We start from the raw sequence: 26421 nt of genomic DNA on the forward strand, positions 1-26421 counted from the left end.
ACCTTCTTGAATAATAGCTAGACGGTCTTCTGGACTGAATACTCTTCTTTCTCTTTTCATTTTCCCTAATTTAATTGGTTCTAAACTCTTTTTAAAATTTAGTCCAGTCTATTAGGGGGTTAGTACAATCTAATCTTATTAAATATATTTCTGGAGATGGTCAGTATAAATTAATTAATGGAAATGGTGGCTTAGCAAATCATAATTATTATCAAAAGAAAGAAGTTTATTGGGATATTTTCAAATCGATTTGGGACAAATTAAGGGCCGAAGGGGTTTCAAAACATTCCATTGATTACATAGACAACTCAGACTTATTCAAATACTCTCCTTACAAAACTTTAACTTCTGAGCAAAGAAGTGGCTTGTTATTCATATTAAATAACTTGCTGAATGATGAGTATAAGAATTTTATTGTTGAAGGCGGAGCTGGGACAGGTAAAACCATACTAGCGATATTTTTATTCAAATTACTAAATACCAATAATGAAGATTTTAATTTCAAAGAATTCGGCGAAGATGAGACCGAATTTGTAGAACTAATCAAAAATTTAAAAAACAAATATTCCAACCCTAAAATGGCATTAGTCGTGCCAATGTCTTCTTTCAGAAATACGCTGAAAAAAGTATTTAAAAATATCAAAGGTTTAAACCCAAATATGGTTATCGGACCTGCAGAAATTGTAAAGGAAAAATATGACATAGTAGTTGTTGATGAATCTCATCGCCTTAGAAGACGCGTTAATTTGGGAGCCTATTTCGGAGCATTTGATGTGGTATGTGAAAAGTTGAATCTCGACAGGTACACCTGTAGTGAGCTTGATTGGATTCAATTACAGTCTAATAAATCCATTTTATTCTATGATGAAAATCAATCCATAAAACCTTCAGATGTCAAAAAGAGAGATTTTGATTTAATGAAGCTTAAAAAGGATACAAAAGTAGAATCCTTAAAATCCCAATTTCGAGTAAAAGGAGGTAATGATTATGTAAAATACATTGATAACATTCTGAATTGCTCTATGCCTACTCAATCTGAAATTTTCAATTCCAAAGAATATGAATTTGTTCTATTCGACTCTATTTCAGATTTAGTATCACAAATAAAACTAAGAGAATCGGAGAATGGGTTATCTCGATTGATAGCAGGGTTTTCATGGCCATGGATTTCTAAAAATGACAAGTCGTTATATGACATAAAAATTGAAGGGGAAGAATTACAATGGAATAGTGTTGCAGATGATTGGATAAATTCCCCGAATGCAATTAATGAGGTAGGGTGTATTCATACAACACAAGCCTATGATCTAAATTATGCAGGAATAATTTTCGGAAATGAAATTACATATGACAAGGAAAAAAATGAGATTGTCATTTTAAAGGAAAATTATTTTGATAGAAATGGTAGTATTGGTATTACTAATGTTCAAGACTTAAAATCCTTTATTATAAATATTTACAAAACAGTTATGCTAAGAGGCATTAAAGGCACCTATGTATATGTTTGTGATAAAAATTTGAGAGAGTATCTCTCAAAACATATTACAAAGTTTAAGCCTGAAAAACCTACTTTAATACTTCCAAAATCTAAGGTAATACCTTATCAAAATTCAGTTCCAATATATGATTTAAAAGTAGCGGCTGGAAATTTTAGTGAATTGCAAACAGTATCGGATTGCGAATGGGTGGAAATTCCAACTAGATATAAACCATCTACTGATTTATTTGCATGCACAGTTATCGGAGAATCGATGAATAAGGTTATTCCAAATGGTTCAATTTGCTTGTTTAGAAAGTATTCAGGTGGCTCTCGAAATGGACAAATCGTTTTAGTTGAAATTACAGATATTCAGGACCCTGATTTTGGTTCTCGCTATACCATTAAAGAATATAGAAGTAAAAAGAAAATAAATGGTGCCCAATGGAGTCATGAGGCTATTATTTTGAAACCCCTATCATATGATTCAAATTACAATGATATTGTCATTGAACCTGATGAGTTGAGTCAATTAAAAGTTATTGGAATATTTGAATGTGTTTTATAGAAAAAGACACGATCCCATTAACTGTATAACTAGAAAATAGGGGGTTCGGATTTTCGTTTAAATTCGGACCCTTTTTCAGATGATACAAGATATTGTGAAAAAATATCAATTAGTTGATTAATATACATGAGTAAAAACTAAACCCAATAAAAAAGCTTAATTTGAATTGATTTGCTTCTTAATTAAAATCAATTAGAAAAATCATTTTGAAAAAGTGTAGGAATTTCAAAAATAGACGTACTTTTGTATCAACAGTACCCGTTCAGCATACCGTAAGATCTGCTAGCGGGTCATTCTTTTTTTATAGCTATGGCAAATAAAGCTCCATACTCCATAGCAGACCAAATTGCCTCGCTCAAACAGCGAGGAATGCTATTCAAAGACGAACCATCTGCACACCATTTTTTAGAAAATATTAGCTATTATCGCCTCAAGGGTTATTGGTGGGATATGCAGACCGACTTTAATCTGCACACCTTTAAACCCAATACATTTTTTGAAGACATTCTAGATAGATATACATTTGATAGACACTTACGATTGATTCTTTTTGATGCCATTGAGCGAATTGAAATTGCATTACGCACCAAAATGATTTACCACTTATCCATGGCACATGGTGGTTTATGGTATTTGGATTCAAATTTATTTGAATCTACACCTTTACCCACTAATAAAAGCATAAGTATTTATCAAAATACTATCCTAGAGCTCAAAAAAGAATTGTTTAGAAGTCAAGAAATTTTTATAAAGGACCACAAGCTAAGATTTCCTAACCAAGATGCAGATGCTTGGAAAATAATGGAAGTAGCCTCTATGGGAGTTTTATCGAAGCTATATAAGAATTTAAAACATCAGTTGCCAGAAAAAGCAAAAATAGCTAACGAAATGGGGCTGAACCTACATAACGAATTATCAAGTTGGTTAGAGGCCATTACATATATTAGAAATATCATAGCCCATCATTCTAGACTCTGGAGTAGAAATATGGTAAAAGTACCAATCGCAAATTTAAATAACCCACTTTCTATTTGGCTTGACAAACCAATTTCCTCCATTCAGACAAAGAAACCATTTTTAATCATTAGTACAATGGTTTATTTATGCAATGAAATAACCCCAAATCATCAAATTAAAAATAAAATCTTAGCTCTATTTGTAAATAATCCCAGTATTCCAATCTACAAATTAGGTTTTTTAAACAATTGGCAAAATCAAGGGCTATGGAAATAACCACTAGCTATAAAATCATTTGGCTCTATAGAATAACGGTATAAACTATATCCCCAAATCCCCCCCCATAATATTCCCCCCAATTCCTTTGAAATTTGACTTCTTTATTGGAATATTGATGATTCAACCAACCTAAAATATCATGAAACGTTCTCGTTTATTCTTGTCACTCCTATTTGCACTTGGACTTTTTCAAATGTCCTTTGCACAATCATCTGTCGATGCTATGGTCAAAGATTGGGAAAGATCTAAAGCCTATACCAAAGAATATTTAGATGCTATGCCAGAATCTGGTTATGCCCTAAAACCCACTCCTGAAATGCGTTCTTTTGCGGAACAAATGCTACACTTAACTGATGCCAATTACAGTTTTGCTTCGGCTGCATCTGGGGAAAAAAGTCCGATTGCTATGGGTGCTTCGGAAAAAGCGACCGACAAATCAAAGGCTAATGTGACCAAATTGGTGATGGATGGCTATGATTTTGTCATTAATTCGGTTAAAAAAATGACCGCTGCTCAAATGGCTGAATCCGTTAAAATGTTCGGAAGATTCGATATGACCAAAGAAGAAGCTATCGCTAAATGCTTGGAGCATCAGGCCCATCACAGAGGTCAAACTACCGTGTATATCCGTTTGGCCGGAGCTAAACCTCCACAAGAGAAATTATTCTAGTCAAACCATTTGGCTACTCATAGAAAAGGCAACCTCATTGGTTGCCTTTCTTATTTTATGCAGGTAGCTGCTCCACATATTTTTTGAAATTATCCAAAATCATTTGCCAACCCATTTTTTGCATATCTTCCGGATTTTGATTTTCAGGATCAAAAGATTCATTAACGATTACGCTATCTCCCTCAACAATAAAGTGGACACTCACTTGACGAGCATCGCCTAAAGTCATTTCAAGGTATTTTAAGGGCTCTATCCGAGAAAATGTCCCCCAAAAATCAAAGCTGAATGAGCCATCTTTAGCTGCCATGGTATAGTGAAATTCTTTTCCAACTTCAAGTGTAATGGAGGCTTGCGGACAATGCCAATCATCGCTAGCAAAATTCCAATGTTGTATATGTTCCGCTTGGGTCCAACAATCCCATACTTGTTGGATAGATGCTTTTATTCGGGCAGAGACGTGTATTTGTGTCATTATTTTGAATTACTGTTTCGTGAATATATTAATCAATTGGATTCTTACATGAGCTCTCATAAAATTAAAAAAATAAAGGCGATTCTTTCGAACCGCCTTTGTATCATTAATGGCGGGGTATTTTTACTTAAGCGGAAAAACCTTGAATTCGTATGAACCTGAATTTAATTCCATCTCCATGTAATCTCCTTGCTGTTGAATATCGGAAATTCCTTTGGATTTGGTTATATCTTGACCGCTTTCTGTGACCTTGGCTGAACTAGCTAGAAGCTTTAAGTGAGCCGTGGTATTGGCTGGTACGGTAAATTTATAGGTGATGATTTTTCCTTCCTTTTTCCATTCGCTCGTGACTTTGCCATACATGGTTTCTACATAGCCTTTGGCAAAATTGATTTTACCTGATACATCTGGGCTAGGCTGTAACATGAAGTGCTTAAATCCTGGTGAAGCTACATCGCGTTGAATTCCTAAAGATGTCTGGTACATCCATGCGGCAACCGCCCCAAAGGAGTAATGGTTAAATGAGTTCATACTATTATTTCCTCCAAATCCATTTTCAATGGTATAGGAGTTTAATCTCTCCCAAATCGTGGTAGCGCCATTCGCTACTGAATACAACCAAGATGGATAGGTCTTTTGGGTTAATAAGCCATATGCCTCCTCATGTTTCTGGTTATTCGAAAGCGCATCGGCAATGGAGGCTGTTCCAATAAATCCAGTCATCAATGAGTATGGCGGGCGCGCTACGCCTTCATCATCTTTATTGGATCTCTGAACTGTTTCAACCAGGTGTTTTACGATGAAAGGTTTATTAATTTCATCAATAACTCCCAATGCCAAAGGAATGGCATAAGAAGCCTGCGTATCCATCAATTGTCCTTTATCCGAAACTGGCGGTGTAGCAGGCGCTGCAGGTGCTGCTCCCGGAGGGCCCATACGCGCTGCTCTTACTCCTGATTTTACTGTTCTATGTGTATTAGGATCAATGTAAATGGAATTGATTAATTTCTTTTTGATTTCATATTGACTTAGGTAAGCACTTTCATCCGTTTTATTGCCCAAAATGTTGGCCACCTGCGACATAATTTTCAGGTTATATGCCTGATAGGTCATCCAAAAAAGTGTATTGTCATTTTTGTTGTTTTCCGGACTTAGCCAATCGCCTAAAGGACCTTCATTCAAAATTCCGTTGGCGGGATCCACTTTTGTTTCTAGAAATGCCACATAGCGCTTCATGGCATCATAATGCTCTAGCAGCATATTTTTGTCCCCATATTGCTGATAAGTCTCCCAAGGAATGATGATTCCGGCACTTCCCCAAAGCGTTCCACCAAAGCCTCCTCCCATAGGAGCCACGTCGGTAAATCGACCATCTGCCCGTTGAACATCCCTCATCGCCAATAAGTGACGGCGCATGAAATTATTCACTGGAGCCATGTAGCTTGCCGTTTTCGAGAAAACATTGATGTCTCCACTCCAACCCATTCGCTCGTTTCTAGCAGGGGTATCGGTCGGAATAGAAAGGAAGTTTCCACGCATAGACCAGGTAATGTTTTGCCATAATTTATTTACCAGTGGATCTGAGCTTTCATAGTAGGATCCTATATCTTGAATCGAAGAAAGAACTAAGCCTGCCACTTGACTTAAGGCAGGGGCTGAATCTAAACCCGTAATTTCAAGGTAACGATATCCATGAAAGGTAAAACGTGGTTGAATGTATTCATCGCCACCTTTCAATATATAAATATCTTGGGCTAAAGCAGCACGGATATTTTCCAACATGATCATTCCTTTTTGCGAAGCATACTCAGCTAAATCAGGGTAAAGGACTTCGGCAAAACGTAAGGTGACCGTTTGTCCCGCTTTGCCATTAGGAATAAATATTTTGGGGAATCCCACCATATTTTGACCCATATCATAGACATATACCCCTTTTCTTGGCTCATGCATCGCCTTGGCTTGCATCACTTTTCTCACTTGAACGGCATCGTCTAACTGACCTACCAACTTCATACCACTGTAATTCAAGGCATTGGGTACATCACCCACATAAGCAGTACCTTCTAAGGGAATTTTGACGGCAGGTTTCCAGTTCTTGGCTTGGAATTCAGGAGTAGACCAACCGGAAATGGCTGCTTCTTTTCTAGCATCATACACTTCTCCTTGGAAGAAACTACCATAACGAATGGGCCCATCGTTGGTATAAGTCCATGTATCTGGATTCGTGGTAATGATTTGTTCGGTACCATCCGTGTATTGAATCACGAGTTTAGCCAGCAGGGATTGACGATCACCGAAGAAATTCCAACTATCTCCGCTAAAGGTAATATTTCCACTCCACCAGCCTTCACTTAACCAGGCACCCCATGCATTTTCTCCTGATTTAAGTAGTTTGGTTACATCATAGGTCTGATACAAATGGGTTTTATTGTATTGGGTCAAACCTGGGTTAAAAAAGTCTTTTCCGACACGCTCCCCATTCAAATACAATTCATAAATCCCCCGAGCGGTAGAATAAACACGCGCTTGTTTGATGGTTTTATTGGGTAAACTGGCGAATTGAGTCCTTAGCATAGGAGCGGCAAATCTACTCGGATTAGCACAAACGAGTACATTCTCGGCAGCTGCTGCTATTTGAAATTGTTTCCCATCCCATTGAATAGACGTATGGCTGAAAAGACTAGGATTTTCAGCAGCATCAAATAAGGTATTACTTGGGAAACGGAAGTTTTTAATCAAGACGCCTGAAAACATGGCTTTTTGATTAGCGGGTACTTGAAATCCAATATCGGATAACATCGGGAAACTGATGAAATTGTTTCCTCTTCCTACAGGGTTTAGATTAAGCCCAGATTGTCCTCCTCTGGGGGCAGCAGCGGCTCCAGCTGGAGCTCCATTAATTTTATGAGCAGGATCTACTTGATCAAGGTAAAAGTCGAAAACGCCGAAATTACATTGAGCAAAAATGGTATGTTTCTGGTATTTATTCGTAGGAGAAATGAGGGTTTTAGCAATTTTAAAACTGGCAAAAACCTTATTGGGATTGTCCTTTTTGTCATAACCTACCCGATAAACATTTAATTGGGCCAGCCCAGAATCTGATTCAGAAACACGGTTGATATCCAATTCTAGTTGGATGTAAGAAGCATTTGGAGCATTAGCCACATCCATAATGTTCAAGTTTCTATTTTGGAGGCGTGGATCATTGGCTCCAAAAACAAAGGAAGCTTTGGTCGATTTGGAAGCTTCATCCAATTGGATACCAAATTGGATTTTGTACATGGATAAATAATGGGAATACAGCGGGAGGTCGTTTTCTCCTATCCACTCAGCCCCGCTCCATGCGGAGGCCTTGGGGTTTAATAGGCCCGTTTCAAACCAGGAAGAAGCGGAGCTTACTTTATTTTGTTGGTTCCAAACCTGAACAGTCCATTGATATTTTTGACTTGCTTGTAAGGCTAAGCCTTCATAATTAATCCCAAGGGATATAGATGAATTTACTTTTTTACTATCCCAAACAACTTGTTTTTTGGAATCTTGAACCGTAATACGGTAGGCGGTTTGTTGGTTTCCACGAGATTTATCTTGGCTTTGCATTTGCCAAGAAAACCGAGGATGTTGTTCATCCAAACCAATTGGCTGTGTTTGATATTCCACCTTCAGTTGTTGAATGGAATGTTGAGCCTGAAGGTTACAAATACTTATTACACTAAATAGTACGTAGAATAAATGTTTTTTCATCACTTTGGGATATTTTACATAAATATGATGTCTTTACATGAGTTGTAATACTTAATTCGATGAAAGACTTAATTTAAGCGATAAAATTATCCTTAGAGTTATAAGGATAGTTCCAGAATCACGGTGGCTTCGAGTGGCTCAGCCACCTAGCTTTGAAAAACTCTGCCAACTATAATTACAAATACTAGAGCCTCTTTAGAAGGTGGCTTCGAGTGCCTCAGCCACCGAGATTGCTTGAGTTGGTATTTGAGAGCCCAGCCACTTTTATTGCTTGGTTTGGTCGGTGGCTTCGAGAGCCTCAGCCACCGTGATTGCTTGAATTGGTATTTGAGAGCCCAGCCACCGAGCTTTGAAAAACTCAGCTAACTATAATTACAAATACTAGAGCCACTTTAGAAGGTGGCTTCGAGTGCCTCAGTCACCGTGATTGTTTGTTTGTTCGATCGGTGTAATTTTAACGATAATGAGATTTTAGGTTGGCTCTAATGGTGGCTGAGGCTCTCGAAGCCACCATTTTTTTGTTATAAACTGCATGTAAGACGACTCAAAATACATATGAATGTTGTAGATAAATGAAGATTCTAGTTGGAACAAAGAGGTGGCTTCGAGTGCCTCAGCCACCGAGATCATTCTAAAATAAGGATGTGAAAAACTTTTTCGAATTTAGCTAAAGTTCTCAAAGCTGGCTGAGGCTCTCGACGGTGGCTGAGGCTCTCGAAGCCACCGTCAAGTGCTTAAGCCAACTTCTTTCCATATCTTTATTTCTCAAACTATGTATGATGAAAAGAATTACATTTAATGACATGTTCTCTACCATTAAAAGAGCATTTGTATTAGCTGGTTTACCTGAAGAAAAGGCGATAATTTGTGCCAAAACGCATACCGAAACGAGTCGAGATGGCGTATATTCTCATGGTTTAAACCGAGTAGAACGATTTTTGGATTTTGTCTCAAAAGGCTGGGTAGATGTTCATGCAGAACCTAGCTTGGAGGTAAACTTAGGCTCCATTGAAATATACAATGGAAATATGGGTATAGGCATTACCAACTCCATATTCGCCATGGATCGTGCGATGGACATAGCCAAACAATATGGATTAGGACTGGTGGCCTTAAACAATACCACCCATTGGATGCGAGGGGGATCTTATGGCTGGCAAGCAGCCGAGAAAGGTTTTATGGCCATTTGTTGGACCAATACTGAATCATGCATGCCAGCTTGGGGCGCCACTTCTGGAGGTATAGGTAACAATCCCTTCATTATGGCCATTCCAAGAAAAGAAGGGCATGTTGTATTTGACATGGCGATGTCCCAATATTCCTATGGAAAATTAGAAACCACCCGCTTAAAAAACGAAAAACTCCCATTCCCGGGTGGCTTTGACCACGATGGAAATCTGACAGATGATCCAGCCCCCATTGAAGCTACTCGCCGAATTTTACCTACAGGTTATTGGAAAGGTTCTGGTTTAGCGGTAATGCTCGATTTATTTTCAGCTATTCTTTCCAAAGGTAGGACTACTGCAGACATCGACTTGGTTGGTAAGGGAGCCTGTGGGGGTTGCTCTCAAGTATTTATTGCCATTGATCCACTTAAAATAAATGATCAAGCCTTTTTGGATCAGGCCTTAGAACATACTATTGCTCAATTACGAAATTCCACTCCCGTTTCAGAGGGAGGCGAAGTGAATTACCCTGGAGAAAGATCCCTAAAAACGAGACTTGAAAATATGGAATTAGGTATTCCGGTGGATGAAGGTGTTTGGAAAAAGGTCCTAGGATTTAGTCAAGGGAAAACGCCCTAAGGCCTAAATTTAGTGGGCTTGTTTAAAGTTGCGCCAGCTTGACCTTACTTTTTTGAATGCTTTCAGGTTAGGAATAATGCTGACCCCCAGCAAGGTTAATGAAAGCAGTCCGAGATTACTCGTTTGAGCAAAAGTTTGACCAGAAGCTAAAATTCCAATCACCAAAATAGTGGACAATGGTAGCGAAATGGCTAGGGTCAATAAGGCTAAATTGGCATCAAAAGTTTTCCGGTAATCCGGTATTTCACTCGATTCCTCCTTGTGATGAATGGCCGAAATATGGGCAAAAGGCCAAAAGCTACAGGCGCTCAAGGGCACCACCACCGATAATAAAATCATGTTGGGGTCATTGATTCCCCAAACCAAAATGATCAATAAACTGAAAAGTAAACTAATTCCCGCTCGGAAAAATAAGATGGAGAGTATCATTTTAATCTCTTTCCCCTCTTTCAATTCCACTGCCATTCCGATATAAATCAAGACCAAGGGCCCCATCAAAGTACTGGCACGTGAAAAAATCTCTTGAACAATAACAGGTAATGTGCTCATATGGAAGCCCATCGACAAAAACACAATCGCCATTAACATAACCACATTGATGGGCTCTTTAATTAGGCTCCATAAAAAATCCTTCATACCTTTTTTATTCCCTATGGTCCCCTCTTGCTGAATTGCCATGTGCATTTTCAATGAAATATAGTACAAAAAGTTGAGCGCAAAGAACTTATTTCCTACATCCGCCATAGCCGCCAAAGCCAAAGGTTCTCCTCCTAAAAATTCCGAAATAAAGGGAAAGCTGGAAAGTCCTGGTGCTAAAGAAGGAAGCAACATGGTTAAGGTACGACTCGCTGGTGTACTTTTAGCGATACCGAAAAAAACTAAAAAATAGGGCGCTGTGAAAAAGATGAAAAAATTAAAACAAACCAAGATTATAGGATAGATCAGCAAGCTGGCACTCATCTTGATGCCCATCAAAGCAATAAATACCGTAGCAGGAAGTGCCACAGAAAGTATGACTTCTTTTAAGCCCTGAATTTCTGATTTGTTTTTGATTCTCCGACGCAAGGCGATACCTAATCCGATGAGGAAAATCAGCGTCAAGGTCTTTTCAATAGCATCAACCATACCAAAAAATTTAAGCGAGTTCTTTTAAAGATGTGACGAAATACTCCATTTCGGCCATGGTTCCTATACTGACGCGACAATATGGTTTATTCAAGATATCAAATGACCGAACCATCACTCCTTTACTCGCCATTTTGGTCAAGAAAGTCTTACCATCCATTTTAATAGGGAAGATCACAAAATTGGTAAAAGAAGGAATATAATTATAGCCCAAGGCACTAAGCTCTTGATATAAATAATTTTTGCATTGCGTATTGAGACGCTTCGTCATGGCTTGAAACTCCTTATCCTGTAAACTAGCGATAGCTCCCAATACCGAAGTATGACAAATGCCCATCCCTCCACGGGTTATTTTTTCTATTTTACTTAGAAATTCAGGTTGCGCAACAGCATAGCCTACGCGTAAACCTGCCATTCCCATGATTTTTGAAAATGTTCTGGCTATGATGACATTTTTCTTTTGGCCCAACAAGGAAACCATACTCTCGGTCTTTCCTTCTGCCAGTTCTAAATAAGCTTCATCAATGAAGACAGGAACTTTGGCAGATACCCTAGAACAAAAGTCCATTAATTCCTTGGCGTCCATAACCGAACCAACGGGATTATTGGGATTACAGATATACACCATTTTAGTATTGGAATCGATAGCGGCTTCCATAGCTTTTAAATCATGGGTCCAATCAGCTTTACATGGAATTGCTTTCCAAGTAGCTCCGACAGCTTCGGCAACACGGATTAGCGACATGTAGGTCGGATCCGCTGAAACGATATTTCCCCCTTTAGCAAATAAAACAATGGCCACCTTTTCCAATAAATCGGAGGAGCCTGGTCCCATCATGATGTGTTCTTTGGTCAGACCTTCTTTAGCTGCTAGCATGTCCACCAAAGTGGCCAATTCTTTCCACGAATAACGGTTTCCTCCGGATACAGAATCTGCGACTGCTTTTCTTGCGCTTTCAGGTGGCCCGTAGGGATTTTCGTTTGCATTCAATCGGGCTATCATGGCAGGCACATTAGGTCTTTCATCCATAAAATGCTCCCGCAATAATGGACTATAATACAATCGATTCTCGGAATCTAATGGAAATGATTTAGTCGCAAATGCACCTAAACTTAGATGAGGGGCAATAGCCATTCCGCCCATGGCTACTAGTCCAGACTTCAAGGCATTTCTTCTGCTTAAGAACGTTTTCATAATGATTGAATTTATATAAATGCAAGATTACCAGTATAAGCTCATTTCAGAGCGATTCATCTTACATAACAATTTAATCCTATGTCAGCAAAGCAGCTTTTAAGACTATATTCATAAACTCTTTGAAACGACCCTCAAAAATATCGATTCTGAGATGAATATAAATACGCCCAATATGACCAGTAAAGGGCGCATAAATTGTATTTATTGATGAAACATGTTGAAATGTAGCAGGATTATTGAAATATACCACAACTTTCACTCAATTTTTAAAAAAATACCTGAAAAAACATTAAAAAATTTCAATTTTTGGGCAAAAAATGTAAAAAATGGCCTAAAAAATAAAAAAATTAAACAGGTTGATGATTTAAATATTAGATAACAAAATCAATAGTTTTTTACTATAAAATTGAATTTATCAAAAAAATAGGTTTTATAAACTAGCTATTTGTCTAAAATATTTGAAAAATAAGTAAAAATAAGATTTTTTAAAAAATTGCCATTTATGGTATTATTCCCATTCATTGATATTACCTGTAGGGTAGTTAATAGTAGTCGAATCTGCTAAAATTATAGGTTAATGAATGAGCATAAACAGGTAATAGCCTGATGAAAATCACCGGCTATTACAAATGCTGGAAATCACTTTGTCTATTATTTCCCTAGTGAAAAAGTAATAGGTTGAACTATTTTGGAGGCTATATTGGCATCATTGGTTTTCGCTGGAATCCACTTGCCTGACTGCTGTATTATCCGAGCAGCTTCTTCCGCTAGACCATATCCTGGAGATCTTAACACCTTAATTTCTGAGATAAGTCCATCGGCTGCCACCGAAAATTGTACATAAGCCTTACCGGAAATATTTGCTTTTTTTGCTTCCTCAGGGTATTTAAGATTAGCTTGAAGGTAAGATTGAAATGCCTCTGCCCCACCTGGAAATGATGCCGGCTCTTCAATAATAGCATGAATATTCAATGAATTACCATTTTTCTTAGTCGTAATTTCAATTATCCCATGATTGCCATCTGATCCATATTTTTCCAAGGCTGAATTTCCTTTCAAAACATTAATGGATTGGATATCATTCGGATTGATTTGATTCAATGCCAAGGCCCTTTCTATTTTACCATCTACCACATACAATGCTTGAACAGGAGGTGCTGGAGGAACAGCAGGAGTACCTTTTGCATTCATCTGTGGGGAAGGCGGAGCTGCTGGAACAAATTTTATGCCCAAAGGCGGTTGTGGAGGAGGAGGTAAATCCCTTTTAGTCACATTTTTGTTTTTATTGATTTTGATAGGAGCATTCCCATCGGCTGAAGTGATAATTTTTACCACTTTTTTGTTTTCTGCCTTCTCTTGCGCAGTTACCTGAATGGAGAATATTAAAATAGCTAGTAAAGCTAAGGGTAATGCCAATACCTTTCTTAGGTATTCATATGGCGTATTTTTGGATGTTGTTAACATGATAATTCTTCTTTTAATGGATGAATAATAAAATGAATGTCCAGGGTTTAAAAAGTGATTTCCGTAATGTGATTGTAAAATCATTTGGGCAAAGGCATCCACATTATCACTGCCAACGGCCTCTTGGTCAGCAATGAATTCATGTATGTTTTGCAATTCTTTATGTATGAGCCAATAAAAAGGATTGACCCAAAAAAGCGATGTGATGATTTGACAAATAACCCGATCTAGGGTATGCTTTTGCTGAATATGGCTAAGCTCATGTTTAAATATGGCCTGACCATTGGGATCAGAAATTGAAATGGATTTCTTCCAAAAGAGCCAATGTAAAAATGAAAAAGGAGCATCGTCTTCTTCTGTCTCAATGAAGTGAAATCCATCCATGAGCATACTGGAATTCCTTCGCTTCATTTGAAATATTCGATAAACTTGGTAAATGAAAAAACTAAATAGAGAGATTGAAACTAAATAAATACAGCCTATTCCATAATCCAGCCAAGGTAAATTCAACCAAGAAAACCGCTCAGGAGTGGCTGAAGCAGTGGCAGAAAGTAAATATATGGCTTGTCCTGCTCCTGCCACTTCCGACTCATCAACCGAAAAAAGAGGGAATTGAAAGCATGGAATTAATAAGCTCAAAAATAGGCTAGCCAATAGATAAAATCGATTGTATGTATGGAATCGATTATTTCGCAAAACCAAAACATAATAGCCATAGAAAATCCCCGATAGTAGGCTACTTTTTAACAAATAGATTAATAAGGCATTATTCATCATTGCTTTTAGATTTTAATTGGCTAAGTAACAATTCCAAATCTTCAATGGACATCTGTTTTTTGTCGACAAGAAATGACACCACATTGGTATAAGAACCTTCGAAAAAGGATTCTGCCAAACCAGCTATGCGCTGACCAGAATATTCTTGCTTACTGACCTTGGCAAAATAGAGGTTGTTCCGATTAGGATTACTAATACCCACAAAATCCTTTTCTACCAAAATTTTTAAAAGTGTGGCAATCGTATTGGAATGCGGCTTTGGCTCTGGTAAATTCTCAATAATATCCTTGAGAAACCCTCCTTCTGGTAAGGTCCATATTACCTGCATGATTTGCTCTTCTGCTTGAGTTAATTTTTTCATAGTGCTTCCTTTTGTTGGACCAAAAGTATAACTAATTTTTTAGTTACAAAATATTTATAACTATTTTTTTAGTTAAAATTTGTTGTCGAAATGAAGCTAAATAAAAAACGCCCCTGAATTTCAGGGGCGTTTTTATTTAATCAATAAACTTATAAACCTAATTTATTAAAACTTGATACGATCCGTTCCATACGGTGCTCTTTGTGCACGACTCAAGAAACGATTAGCCTCCGCGTCATTGATAAACTGTTCTTTTTTAGGATCCCAATTCAATTTACGAGGCAATTTCATGGCTACGTGAGTAATTAAACAAACCGTACAAGCCCTGTGACCTATTTCGATTGGAGAGATAGGCTCTTTTCTACTTTCAATACAATCAAGCCAGTTGCCATGCTGCTCATCTGAGTGATATAAATGTATTTCTTTCTCTCCAATGACAGATTCTAAAATGGCAGGATTGGAAGCATCAATGGCCTTTGCCCTAACTTTTGAGGTTGGGTCAGTTGGTGTGGCGGAATAATCTCCTCTGGAAACAAAAATCCAGCCTTCGGTACCTTCGTATCGGATACCATTTGGAAATCCTCCACTCGTATACATGGTCACGCCATTAGCATATTCTGCCTTTGCCATAAAGTCACCGTGAACGTCCCAAACTCCTGATTTAGGAAACTCGGCTACGGCTTGAACAGACACGGGGCCTGTTAATTCCGTATCCATACCCCAAGCCGCAGAATCATAATGGTGCTGTCCCCAACCCGTAATCATACCTGCGCCAAACTGTTCCATACGTAACCAGCCTGGTCTGTCATACCCTACTTGAGGATGAACACTTAATTCGGTATAAGGGATATATGGTGTCGAGCCTAACCACATGTCATAATTAAAGCCTTTCGGCACTGGCATGGCTTGAACTACAGGACCACTAGGATCACCCGGTAAACCCACTTTAACGGTATGCAACTTTCCAATTCGACCATTCCTTACCAATTCAGCAGCGCGTCTAAACTGACTAGTGGAACGTTGCTGAGTACCCACCTGCAAAATTCTACCCGTTTTTTTAATGACATCTGCTAATTGACGGCCTTCTTTTATGGTCAAAGAAGTGGGTTTTTGTAAATAAATATCTTTACCTGCTAAAGCTGCTTCCATGGCCGGTTGTGCATGCCAAAAGTCAGGCGTACTAATCATCACCGCATCAATGTCCTTATTCAATAACATTTCACGGTAATCGTCATACATCTTCACGTCGATATAATTGCTTTGCCCGGTCTTCTTCGTATAGTATTCTTCCACCAATTTTTTAGTGTCTACCGTACGATTCCGATCTACATCGCAAACAGCCATGATTCTGGCTTTCTCATACCTCCATGTACTAGGTAAATCATGGGTACGTGCAATACGTCCGCAACCTATTTGACCAATGTTTATTTTGTTACTTGGAGCATCTTTTCCGCCCAATACATGAGCAGGTACAATGCTTGGGAACCCTAAAGTTCCAACAGCCCCTAGGGCAATGTTATTGATAAATTTTCTCCTTTTCATCATTTAGCCGATATTTTAGTAGCTTGTTTTTGTGCTATAAGTGCCAATTCCGTTGCTAAGAAACAATGGTCTTGTGTCATAGCTGTTTCGGTTCTATTTAACACGTCATTAACCAAAAGTTCTCCATGTGGAAGTTCCACATTTTTACAATCAATGTACAAAGTTTCTTTGTTGGTCACTAAATATAAATGACTTCCTGTTCCATGTGGAGAAGCTATATCCGTATTTTTACGAACCTCCATATATCCATCAGTTCCCAAAATCGTCAATCGACCATCTCCCCAAGTATTTAACCCATCTGGGGTAAACCAATCCACCCGAATGTATCCCGAACCTCCATTTCCACGCAACATCAAATCTCCAAAATCTTCAAAATTTGGATATTGAGTGTATTTGTGATTGGCAACCTGAGAAGCCACAACCTGCCCTTGGGTAGATTTTGTGAAATGTAAAAATTGATCTACTTGATGCGAGCCAATGTCTGTAATGATGCCTCCAAAGTATTTCTTATCAAAAAACCAGGAAGGTCTAGATGGAATACTCATACGGTGAGGCCCTGTACCTAAGGTCTGAACAACCTTTCCGATAATTCCTGTTTGAGCTAATTGACTTGCCTTTTCGGTCGCTTTGTTTTCAAAACGCTCAGAATAGGAAATGGAGTAAATTCTCTTCGTTTCCTTTTGAACTTTACGTACTTCCGCTAATTGTTCTAAGGTAGTGATACCCGGCTTATCCACCATATAATCCTTACCCGCTTTCATTACGCGAATGCCCAATGGTGCTCTTTCTACTGGTGTAATAGAACTTAAAACCAACTGTATAGATGGATCTTCCAAGATGGCAGCTTCACTTTTTACCAGTTTAGCAGTCGGGTATTTCTTGGCAAAATCTTTGATTAACTCAGGTTCCTTGGCATAATAAGATACAAATTCCCCTCCTCCACGAATAATGGAATTAGCCATGGTATATATATGCCCGTGATTGATTCCAATAACACCAAATTTTAAACGTGGTGCAATAATCTTTTCTTGAACTTTAGGAACAAACAAGGACGTGCCATCTTTGATGGGGCCATGCATCGATGGCATAAAAGCTAGACCTGATAACAGGCTGGCATCTTGCAAAAATTTCCTACGGTTAGAAGCATTTTCTTTCATGGGGTATATTCCAGTTTTGTGATACTAATTCTAAAAGTAATAATATTTGTTTTCTTACTGAAAACAACCCTTTTTTTAATCAATGGAAAAAGAAAAAGGCTTACCTAAGTAAGCCTTAATATCTAGATGACCTTGGATTAAACAGTCAATGTTGAGTCCACCACAATCCTGGTTTTTAATAATTTAGAGATGGGGCAATTAGCCTCCGCATCTTTTACTTGTGCTAAAAAAGTATCTTGGTCAATACCCGGCACAGTAGCTTTTAGTATCAATCGAGATTCTATGATAGACCCTTCTTCCATGTTAATTTCACCTTGAACATCCAATACTTTGGGAGGAAATCCAGCGCCTGTTAGATTAAAACTTAGTTTCATGGCAAAGCAGCCCGCATGGGCAGCGGCCACCAATTCTTCAGGATTAGTCCCTATACCATCTTCAAATCTCGTATTGAAAGAATACTGGGTATGGTTTAATACCCCACTTTGGGTAGTAAGTACTCCTTTACCTTCTTTCCCTGTTCCTTGCCAAACGGCATTTGCTTTTCTTATCATGACTTTTTATTTAGTTTTGAGACAATCAATATTTTCCAATATTACTCTATTTCTCTTACAATAATCCATGTTAACTCAGCTAATTTAAGGAAATCAACGAAAGTTAAATTGGCAGGAAGTTCAGATGAATGATTTTAATCTAATCAGCTTTTTTCAAACCATTCCTTGGTTCCTCCTTCTAGAAATTTAGCCTGAAATCCCAATGAAATTAATTTTTCAGCAGCCTGTTCAGACCTGCCTCCTCCTTTACCGCAAATAGTCACCAAAAGTGATTGATTCGCATTTGGAGGTAAGCCTTGAGGAAGGTCTTCCCCTGGCACATGCATGGCATTAGGAATATGTCGAGCATCAAATTCTGCTTTGCTTCGAATATCCAAAAGCAATAGCGATTCTTGATGTTTCAATTTTTCTTTCAATTGATCAATTGAGATTGATGGTATCATGTATTAATTTTTCCGCAAAGGAATGAATTTCAAGAATAAACTGCCGTGATGTTTATCACTTGGAAGAGACAATTTGGTATAACATACCATCCGTTTTGGTTATGATATAAATTTCTCCTTGAGCGTCTTGACCCAGTCTCAAATCAACTTTATTACCTTGAATCAAGTCTTTCCAGGTAACTGGCTTGCCATCCATTTGAAGGTGAAATTCTCGAATCCGAGCTTGGCTTCCTACTTTGATTTCTGAAATAGGTATATAAAATATTCTTCCCCGAACAATTTCACCAAAAATATATTTGCCTTGAAGACTAGGTACTGCTTTTCCGGTATACTCAAATCCACCCATGATGGCGTTACCTTCATCGTGGTCAAACTGAGCTATCGGATAGGTATATCCCATCTTAGCATCATTTTTTGGGAGTGGAAATACCGTATTTGTGCTGAGCGTAGAATCAATGGCAAAAGTGCCTTCCCTTAATGGCCAACCATAGTTTTTGCCCGCTTTCAACAAATACAAAGATTCAATGTTTCTTTGGCCTATATTGGACACTATCACTCGTCCATCTTTTAACCAAGAAATTCGATTCGGATTTCGGAATCCCTGAGCAAAAACCTCATCCAATCCTTTTTTCCCTACGTAGGGATTGGATGCGGGTATCCCGTATTTGCCATTTTGACTATTTCTTCCCAATGGGTCAATGCGCAAGACTTTACCCCAAGCATGTTCACTATTATTAGGAATAAAACCTCTCCTTTGCTCCAAAGCCCCACCGTCGCCTAATCCTATGTAAAGTAATCCAAAATCAGGGTCCCCCATTTTGGCATAAGGATTAAAGCATATTTCTTGCATACCATGGATCTGGTCAATCACATTAACGCGCATCACTTCCCTGGATTTACCCCTTAACACCTTAGCATTCGGATCGTCTAACGTCCATTCCGTAATAATCCATTGTAATTTAACCCGAAGACTATCTCCATAAGTGAAATCAGAAATACCCTTAACTTCAGGCTCAGAATGGGTCGTATAAAAAAGCTTATTCTGAGCGAATAAGGGGTGAAATGCAAAACTCCCTAAACCCGTTGCCATGCCTGGTTTATTGGTAAAATGAGGAAAATGTTTGCCCATGTCCAAAAATTCTGTCAACTGGTTTTGGGAATCCAATAAATAAATCTTCCCCTGCAAATCAGAAATAACACGTTCGTGAGTGATGGGATGATAACTCATTTTATTAATCCGTGTATTCAACTGAGGCGTATGGGTATAAGGAAACTTTAAAATCTTTTTAATCGTTAACTTTTCGCCTGAAAATGGTATGCCTTCTGGTATTGGATTTTCTAATCCTAAACTAGCTTTATGGCCCAAATTCTTTGGCCTTGGTTTCTCCAAAATATAGGCTATCACATCTTGAAGATCTTGGGGATTCAAGTGGCTAAATCCCGGCATATAGGATTTGAATTTCTTGTACTTGTCTTGAGCCCTTGCGACGTTCGCGTCGATCAATGCTTTCGGATTTTTAATAAATTCCAATAAATATTTTTTGTCTACAATTCCTTTTAAGCCTCCCAACTGTGGGCCAATACCATCTTCTTTAAAGTTGTGGCAATTGGCACAATTTTGATCGAATACTTGGGCTCCTCGACTAAGATTTTGAGAATGAACTGTAATGGAGATGGAAAAAACGAATAGAAAAATAGCTAAGGGTAATATAAAAATTTTCATAGGTCAAATATGGCCAAAGGAGGCTTTTCCATGCAAAGAAAAGAAATCCCCTAAATTACTGTATCCTTGTCTTTCCTTCTTTCGAGAGAATGTGGTCAGGGTTTCTTTTTAAGCTTTTGATGAAATGCACATTCCTAAATCGTAAGGCACTCCAATCTTCGTCTATAGACACTTGACTAACTGGCTCAAATCCAATCTCTCCCATGGGTTCCCAACCTTGATCTCGATTAAAATCGCAGCTGTATTTTTTAGAGCTTCCTTTGGGATAACACATCCATAAAACCACATCTCCAGAAATTTTGCCTTGACAAGCCTTGACAAAGGATTGGATTTCCGCCTTGGAACTTACAAAAACCAAGGCATAAGTCACTTGTTTTACCTGATCCAAGGAATGGAGTAAAACGGTCTCTTCAGGTACATTTTTTAACACTTTATAAAAAGCCTCTGGTGCGCTCAAAACTAAAAGTTCAGCCTGGTTTTTATAGGCAAGTTTTTTAAATAAAGGATCTAACATGGCTAATGACGACTTAAATCAGTAGGTAAACCATCTAGGCTTTTCAGGTTTTTCTCCAACATATATTCTTTTAGTTTTTCCGGACCCATTTGATTCGCCCAGGTAAAGTGTATATCTCTTTCTCCTTGGTATTCGTACAGGGGTACTCCATACCCACAAGAGGTCTGAACCAAATCAATCTTCCCTACAATAATTTGTCGGGTACTTGGAAAAATAGTAAAATAGGGCGCATACTGCTCCCAAAGGGCCGAATTTGGCAAAACGGTAAAGCCCTTTCCATATAAACGTAAAATGTTGGGGGTTTTATCGAAGGAACAAAACATGAAGGTTATTCGCCCATTTTCTAGGGTATGCGCAGAGGTTTCGTTACCCGAACTAATGATGTCCATATAAGCAACGGTATGCTCATCAATCACCCGAAATGCTTCTAATCCTTTAGGTGAAACATTTACCCGACCGTCTCCTTGAAGCGGTGCAGTGCCTACAAAAAAAAGATGTTGTTTTTCGATAAACTCGCGATGAGCTTCTGAAATGGAATCATAAAATTTGCCCATATGATTGGTATTATTTGAAACAAATATAAGATTAAATCCGGTGCTCAAACTAAGCGTTTATCACTGTTTCCACCAAGCTTACTTATTGGATTTCAAACGATATAAATATGGTGCTTTACTCTTAGCTCCCGTAAATTTTTTGTCGAGCCGCTCCAATATCTGTAAATCCAACATTTTTTTCTGAAAGTTATTGGCAGGAAATGCTTTTCCATACACCGTTTCATATAATTCTTGAATGTCCTTCAAGGTGAAGGTCTCGGGTAATAGGTTATTGAAAAGTAATTTTTTATCTAAATTTTCTTGAAGCACTTTCAATCCTTTTTGAACCATTTCTTGATGATCAAAAATCAATTTTGGCAATTCATTGATATCATACCAGCCAACACTTTCATCTAAATCAATTTTTTTGGGTATCACTTTTTCAAAATCAACCAAGGCATAATACCCAATACTAATGATGCGCATTTTTTTATTTTCCTCGTTAACCGGAGGTTCTACATCAGGATATAGCTCTTTGGCTAAACCAGAAAAGAGTTGGAATTCTTCATCAGACATACGATTAACCCGACCAAAAGTTCCAAATTCCTCCAAATACACATCTTGGATGCTTGTTCTTTCAAATAATATTCTTTTTGCCGCATCTTCTATGTCTTCTTCTTGTAAAATAAATCCTCCTGGCAGTGCATATATTTCCTCCGCTAACTTGAGTTTGCTTAAAATAAGCTTGAGTTTCTTGTGATGAAAGCCAAAAATGACACAATCCAAGGTCAGTTGAGCAATATGTTTGGTGGATTTCAAAGAATTTTGATTTATTTCAACACTAATTTATTGACAAATTTTAAGAAGAAAATGTTTTTATCAAAGTGATTTTCTAAAAAATAGAAAATCAAAATATTTTATTACATTTGGCTAAATTATCAAATTGATACAAAGAGAAAATAGCGTGTCAAGATGATTTAAAGTTGAAATTCTCTAAAATTTAAAATATACAAAAATGAAAAAAGCTAGTTTATTAGTAGGCCTATTCCTATTAGCGGGCATGTCACTACAAGCTCAGGTAACTACGGGGCAAAATGTAGCCGTAGTATCAACAGATGCCGGTAAAGTACGCGGTTATGTGCATGGGGGTATTTATACCTACAAAGGAATTCCTTATGCGGAGGCGGGTAGATTTGAGACAGCTCATAAACCCAAGCCATGGAATGGGGTACGCAGTTCTACCAGCTATGGCCCTGTTGCTTATTTATTGACGCCAACTACCCAAGTAGCTGATGAATCCGAATTTGTTTACAATCACTCTTGGGGTTACCCCAATGAAGACTGCATGCGTGTCAATGTTTGGACTCCGGGTATCAATGACGGTAAGAAAAGACCGGTATTATTCTGGATACATGGAGGTGGATTTACTTCAGGATCTTCACAAGAATTACCTTCATATGATGGGGAAAATTTAGCGAAAAAAGGCGATGTAGTTGTGGTGTCAATCAATCACCGATTAAACATTTTGGGGTATTTAGATTTATCCGCTTACGGGGATAAATATAAAACCTCCGCCAATAATTCTGTTTTGGACATGAAAGTTGCTCTGGAATGGGTAAAAGCAAATATCAGTCAATTTGGTGGCGATCCATCAAATGTGACCATATTTGGACAATCTGGTGGCGGGGCAAAAGTAAATACCCTAATGGCCATGCCTTCTGCTAAAGGTTTATTCCATAAAGCCATCAATCAAAGTGGTGCCTTTACCACCAATATGCAGGATAAGTCGGTAACCCAAGCCATCACCAAGGAAGTATTAAATGCCTTGCATATCGATGAGTCTAAGGTGGATAGTTTACAAAAAGTTCCTTTCTCTGCCTTAGCTGCAGCGGGTCAAAAAGCCTTGCAAGCGGTTTCTGCTAAATTAAAAGCAGCAGGAAAAGTTGTGGGTGGATTTGGCTTGAGCTGGGGTCCGAGTATCGATGCCAATTTATTACCTTATCAACCCATGTCAGCAGAAGCTATGGAATTATCCAAACAAGTCCCTTTGCTGATTGGAACAGTGAAAAATGAATTTATGCCAACCCTTTTTTCAGGTATAAGCCATGATGCTTCCATGGCGGAAGTAGAAGCATACCTTCAAAAAACCTATGGTGCAAAGGCAGAAGCATATAAAGCTGCTGTGAAGAAAGCTTATCCTGCTGATACCAAACCAACTGATTTAATGGACGTAGACACTAGGTTCAGACCTGGTGCAGTAGACCAAGCCAACATTAAATCTGCAGTGGCTGGTGGTGCTCCCGTGTATATGTATTTATTCACCTGGCAATCTCCCGTTTTTGATGGAAAATACAAGGCCATACACTGCGTTGAACTTCCTTTCTGTTTTAATAACATCGCTCGTTGTGAAGAGATGACAGGAGGTACTAAAGAAGCCTACGCATTAGCCGATAAAATGAGTCAAGCTTGGATTAATTTCGCTCGTTTAGGAAATCCAAATCACAAAGGATTGCCTACATGGCCTACCTACAATACATCAAATACCTCAACCATGCACTTTGATAATTCATGTGTCGTTAAACCTCAAATGGACAAAGAATTATTTGAATTAGTAAAAACGAATTAAGCCGTTTCTACCTAGCAAAAAGCCTCGACGAAAGTCGGGGCTTTTTTGTTTACTAAAATGGGATGAGTGGGTATATTAATCTCCCATAGATCCATAATTTTACGGGATTAAATGTACATCCATGAAATTACCCTTATACCAAGTAGATGCATTCACGAATCAATTGTTTGCAGGAAACCCTGCCGCCATTTGCCCTTTAGATCAATGGTTGGATTCGGACTTAATGCAAAAAATTGCGGCAGAAAATAATTTAGCAGAAACCGCCTTTATCGTTAAGAATGGGGATAAATTTGACATCCGATGGTTTACTCCCAGTGTAGAGGTGGATTTATGTGGTCATGCCACCCTGGCTGCAGCATTTGTTTTATATCATCACTTAGGCATCGTTTCTGATGAAATCGTATTTTTTTCACCTCGAAGTGGGCATTTAAGTGTTGCTAGAAATGGCGACTTACTAACCTTGAATTTCCCTGCAGATGACATCCAACAAATTGATTTTGATTGGAATGAGTTTAAAGGATTGGATATCACCACCAAGGACGTTTTCAGGGGTAAAACTGATTTTCTATTTGTCTATGAAAACGAAGATCAAATAGCGAAGATGAAACCTGATTTTCTTGAAATCGCAAAATTACCTGCCCGCGGGATTATCATCACCGCACCCGGGAATGAGGTCGATTTCGTTTCTAGATTTTTTGGGCCACAATCAGGGATCAATGAAGATCCTGTTACTGGTTCAGCGCATACCACCCTGATGCCATATTGGGTAAAACAAAAAAATAAAACCCAACTGAAAGCCAAGCAACTTTCCCCTCGAGGAGGTGATTTAGCCTGTGAACTCCTAGGTGACCGGGTGAAAATAAGTGGGACTTGCGTTTTGTATTTACAGGGCGAAATTTTTGTCTAAAAGCCACTAATAGGTAGATGTCATATCCTCCACTACACAAATAATATAATCCGCAATTTGACTGTTTTCGGGGCTCAGTTTTTTAATATCTTTTTGACTAACTGTGGCTATCGTGGCTATCTTAATTTCTGGTTTAGCTAACCTTAAATACCATGAAATTCCTTCATAATTCTCTGAATGGTAGGAGCCATTGACATGAATAAATAGCTGAGGTTCTGACCAGTTTTTCAAAATAAAATGAGCCATCGTGGCGTCTTTCAAGGCTTGAGCTTTAGGCATATTGGGGGTGGCATGTCCTGCCATCATTGTCATCATTTTTTGATAGCCTGGTAATTGGCTATCGTAGGGAATGGGCAAAGGAGCTATCCAAGATTTTTCCTCTTCACTTAAGGCATTTAAAGATTCGAAACCGCCCTTAGAGACCATACTAGCATGCTTTCTGGGCACATTTGTCGCAATAAATTGGACTTGATTTTCTTTAGCAAAATTTACTAAGGGAGCATAATCTGTCTTATAATTTTTCCAAAGTCTGGCGCTAGAATCTAAACCCTTGGCTGAAATTTTTCCAGCTAGATAGGCCGACAATGCCCCTTGATTATCTTGTTCAAACATCTCAGCTCCTAATATGATTTTTCTCTGTAAAAAACAGGATTGAACAATCTCTAGTTCTAACCAATGACTGATGGGATTATTATGTAATTCCCCAATGAGCACTACGTTTTGTTTTTGTAAATGCTTGATCATTTTCTGATAGGAAACTTCCTTTCCTTGGGCATTAAATAAGCGGTAAGCAGGTTTATCTTGTGCGAAAAGGCCGGCAGGAAAAAGTAGTATTAGCAATAAGCAGATTCGCCTTGTCAAATTCATCATTTCTTTAGCTGTTGATTTTCTTCAAATTAGAAAAAATTTACACATCAAAATACATGACTACTATAAAAATAAAAAGCGGCCAAAAATGGCCGCTTCTAGATAGAACTACGGTGTAAATTTATTTTATTGGAATTAATAGGCTTACATTTTCCCATCCAAAAGCAAGTCCAGCAGGAACTAACTTATATTCCAAGGCTTCTTTAAAATCAGATTTACTTGTTTTGACAGTAATCGTAAAGGCATCTTTTTCTGGATTTCTGGTTGTTTCGCCTCCTCTTTTGATGCCCCACTGACCTACTTCTGTATTGAAAATCACTTGCCAATCACCTTCACTTGGCAACATATAAATACTGTATTTACCCTTTGCTAAGGTATTTCCAGCAATGTTCAAATCTGCGTCGGTTTCAATGATTGTGGCTGAATTAGCCCCTGCTCTCCAAACTTTACCAAATGGCACTAATTCTCCCCAAATTTTTCTTTCTTTTACAGATGGGCTGCTATAGACAACCGAAACATTGGCTTTTCCAATAGTTCCAGTTACCGTTACTTTAGGGCTTTGTGGTGGACGTGGTGCATCTTGTCCAAATGAACTACTTGTCACCATCAAAAGACAGCATACAGCTAAAATAGGCTTTAAAAATGTGTTGATTTTCATACGATT

At 38.2% G+C, this 26421-nt stretch carries 22 protein-coding genes; 6 read left to right on the forward strand and 16 right to left on the reverse strand.

Going from position 1 to position 26421, the window contains the following annotated elements; genetic code table 11:
• Nucleotides 1–299 precede the first annotated feature (299 nt).
• The 3 genes from SKC36_RS09940 (at nucleotide 300) to SKC36_RS09950 (ending at nucleotide 3951) form a co-directional block, all read left to right on the forward strand.
• Nucleotides 300–2045, forward strand: a complete 1746-nt coding sequence (locus SKC36_RS09940; protein WP_459465917.1) for a DNA/RNA helicase domain-containing protein — start codon at nucleotides 300–302, stop codon at nucleotides 2043–2045.
• Nucleotides 2046–2354: 309 nt separating this feature from the next.
• Nucleotides 2355–3278: an Abi family protein gene (locus tag SKC36_RS09945; RefSeq protein WP_459453743.1), complete on the forward strand. Its 924-nt coding sequence runs from the start codon at nucleotides 2355–2357 to the stop codon at nucleotides 3276–3278.
• Between the two features lie 142 nt (nucleotides 3279–3420).
• The gene (locus SKC36_RS09950; RefSeq protein ID WP_459453742.1) at nucleotides 3421–3951 is read left to right on the forward strand and encodes a DinB family protein; all 531 of its coding nucleotides are present in this window, start codon (nucleotides 3421–3423) and stop codon (nucleotides 3949–3951) included.
• A gap of 55 nt (nucleotides 3952–4006) precedes the next feature.
• On the opposite strand, the gene SKC36_RS09955 is transcribed toward SKC36_RS09950, so the two are convergent.
• Both SKC36_RS09955 and SKC36_RS09960 read right to left on the reverse strand, forming a co-directional pair.
• Entirely contained in the window at nucleotides 4007–4423 is a 417-nt protein-coding gene (locus tag SKC36_RS09955; RefSeq protein ID WP_459453741.1) for an SRPBCC domain-containing protein, read from the reverse strand.
• A 123-nt stretch (nucleotides 4424–4546) separates the two neighbouring features.
• Nucleotides 4547–8164 (reverse strand): family 78 glycoside hydrolase catalytic domain, encoded by a 3618-nt coding sequence (locus SKC36_RS09960; RefSeq protein ID WP_459465772.1) that lies wholly within the window; start codon nucleotides 8162–8164, stop codon nucleotides 4547–4549.
• A 779-nt stretch (nucleotides 8165–8943) separates the two neighbouring features.
• Between SKC36_RS09960 and yiaK the strand changes: the two genes are divergently transcribed.
• Complete coding sequence (gene yiaK / locus SKC36_RS09965; protein WP_459465773.1) at nucleotides 8944–9969, forward strand: 3-dehydro-L-gulonate 2-dehydrogenase; 1026 nt, start codon at nucleotides 8944–8946, stop codon at nucleotides 9967–9969.
• A 9-nt stretch (nucleotides 9970–9978) separates the two neighbouring features.
• On the opposite strand, the gene SKC36_RS09970 is transcribed toward yiaK, so the two are convergent.
• From SKC36_RS09970 to SKC36_RS10025, 12 genes are all read right to left on the reverse strand, one after another.
• Nucleotides 9979–11094: an AEC family transporter gene (locus tag SKC36_RS09970; protein WP_459465774.1), complete on the reverse strand. Its 1116-nt coding sequence runs from the start codon at nucleotides 11092–11094 to the stop codon at nucleotides 9979–9981.
• A 10-nt stretch (nucleotides 11095–11104) separates the two neighbouring features.
• A complete protein-coding gene (locus SKC36_RS09975; RefSeq protein ID WP_459465775.1) occupies nucleotides 11105–12289 on the reverse strand; it encodes a pyridoxal phosphate-dependent aminotransferase in 1185 nt (394 codons plus the stop codon).
• 654 nt (nucleotides 12290–12943) lie between these two features.
• Nucleotides 12944–14533, reverse strand: coding sequence for a TonB family protein (locus tag SKC36_RS09980; RefSeq protein WP_459465776.1), 1590 nt, complete (start codon nucleotides 14531–14533; stop codon nucleotides 12944–12946).
• Entirely contained in the window at nucleotides 14523–14894 is a 372-nt protein-coding gene (locus SKC36_RS09985; protein ID WP_459453735.1) for a BlaI/MecI/CopY family transcriptional regulator, read from the reverse strand. Before SKC36_RS09985 ends, SKC36_RS09980 begins: the two co-directional genes overlap by 11 nt.
• Before the next feature lie 165 nt (nucleotides 14895–15059).
• A complete protein-coding gene (locus tag SKC36_RS09990; RefSeq protein ID WP_459454000.1) occupies nucleotides 15060–16436 on the reverse strand; it encodes a Gfo/Idh/MocA family protein in 1377 nt (458 codons plus the stop codon).
• A complete protein-coding gene (locus tag SKC36_RS09995; RefSeq protein WP_459465777.1) occupies nucleotides 16436–17593 on the reverse strand; it encodes a Gfo/Idh/MocA family protein in 1158 nt (385 codons plus the stop codon). The genes SKC36_RS09990 and SKC36_RS09995 overlap by 1 nt, the downstream gene beginning before the upstream one ends.
• A 137-nt stretch (nucleotides 17594–17730) precedes the next feature.
• The gene (locus SKC36_RS10000) at nucleotides 17731–18144 is read right to left on the reverse strand and encodes an OsmC family protein (protein WP_459453733.1); all 414 of its coding nucleotides are present in this window, start codon (nucleotides 18142–18144) and stop codon (nucleotides 17731–17733) included.
• A 143-nt stretch (nucleotides 18145–18287) separates the two neighbouring features.
• Complete coding sequence (locus SKC36_RS10005; protein ID WP_459465778.1) at nucleotides 18288–18587, reverse strand: rhodanese-like domain-containing protein; 300 nt, start codon at nucleotides 18585–18587, stop codon at nucleotides 18288–18290.
• Between the two features lie 55 nt (nucleotides 18588–18642).
• Nucleotides 18643–20310, reverse strand: a complete 1668-nt coding sequence (locus SKC36_RS10010) for a PQQ-dependent sugar dehydrogenase (RefSeq protein ID WP_459465779.1) — start codon at nucleotides 20308–20310, stop codon at nucleotides 18643–18645.
• 55 nt (nucleotides 20311–20365) lie between these two features.
• A complete protein-coding gene (locus SKC36_RS10015; protein WP_459465780.1) occupies nucleotides 20366–20824 on the reverse strand; it encodes a hypothetical protein in 459 nt (152 codons plus the stop codon).
• Nucleotides 20825–20826: 2 nt separating this feature from the next.
• On the reverse strand, nucleotides 20827–21378 hold the full coding sequence (locus tag SKC36_RS10020; protein ID WP_459453729.1) for a pyridoxamine 5'-phosphate oxidase family protein: 552 nt from the start codon (nucleotides 21376–21378) through the stop codon (nucleotides 20827–20829).
• A 78-nt stretch (nucleotides 21379–21456) separates the two neighbouring features.
• A complete protein-coding gene (locus SKC36_RS10025) occupies nucleotides 21457–22176 on the reverse strand; it encodes an NUDIX hydrolase (protein ID WP_459465781.1) in 720 nt (239 codons plus the stop codon).
• Between the two features lie 196 nt (nucleotides 22177–22372).
• Between SKC36_RS10025 and SKC36_RS10030 the strand changes: the two genes are divergently transcribed.
• Both SKC36_RS10030 and SKC36_RS10035 read left to right on the forward strand, forming a co-directional pair.
• On the forward strand, nucleotides 22373–23983 hold the full coding sequence (locus SKC36_RS10030) for a carboxylesterase/lipase family protein (protein ID WP_459465782.1): 1611 nt from the start codon (nucleotides 22373–22375) through the stop codon (nucleotides 23981–23983).
• 121 nt (nucleotides 23984–24104) lie between these two features.
• The gene (locus SKC36_RS10035) at nucleotides 24105–24890 is read left to right on the forward strand and encodes a PhzF family phenazine biosynthesis protein (protein ID WP_459465783.1); all 786 of its coding nucleotides are present in this window, start codon (nucleotides 24105–24107) and stop codon (nucleotides 24888–24890) included.
• A 6-nt stretch (nucleotides 24891–24896) separates the two neighbouring features.
• On the opposite strand, the gene SKC36_RS10040 is transcribed toward SKC36_RS10035, so the two are convergent.
• The gene (locus SKC36_RS10040) at nucleotides 24897–25760 is read right to left on the reverse strand and encodes a ChaN family lipoprotein (RefSeq protein WP_459453725.1); all 864 of its coding nucleotides are present in this window, start codon (nucleotides 25758–25760) and stop codon (nucleotides 24897–24899) included.
• A gap of 118 nt (nucleotides 25761–25878) precedes the next feature.
• A complete protein-coding gene (locus SKC36_RS10045) occupies nucleotides 25879–26415 on the reverse strand; it encodes a DUF2911 domain-containing protein (protein ID WP_459465784.1) in 537 nt (178 codons plus the stop codon).
• Nucleotides 26416–26421 lie beyond the last annotated feature (6 nt).

It is taken from the genome of Aquirufa sp. OSTEICH-129A, from assembly GCF_054558355.1.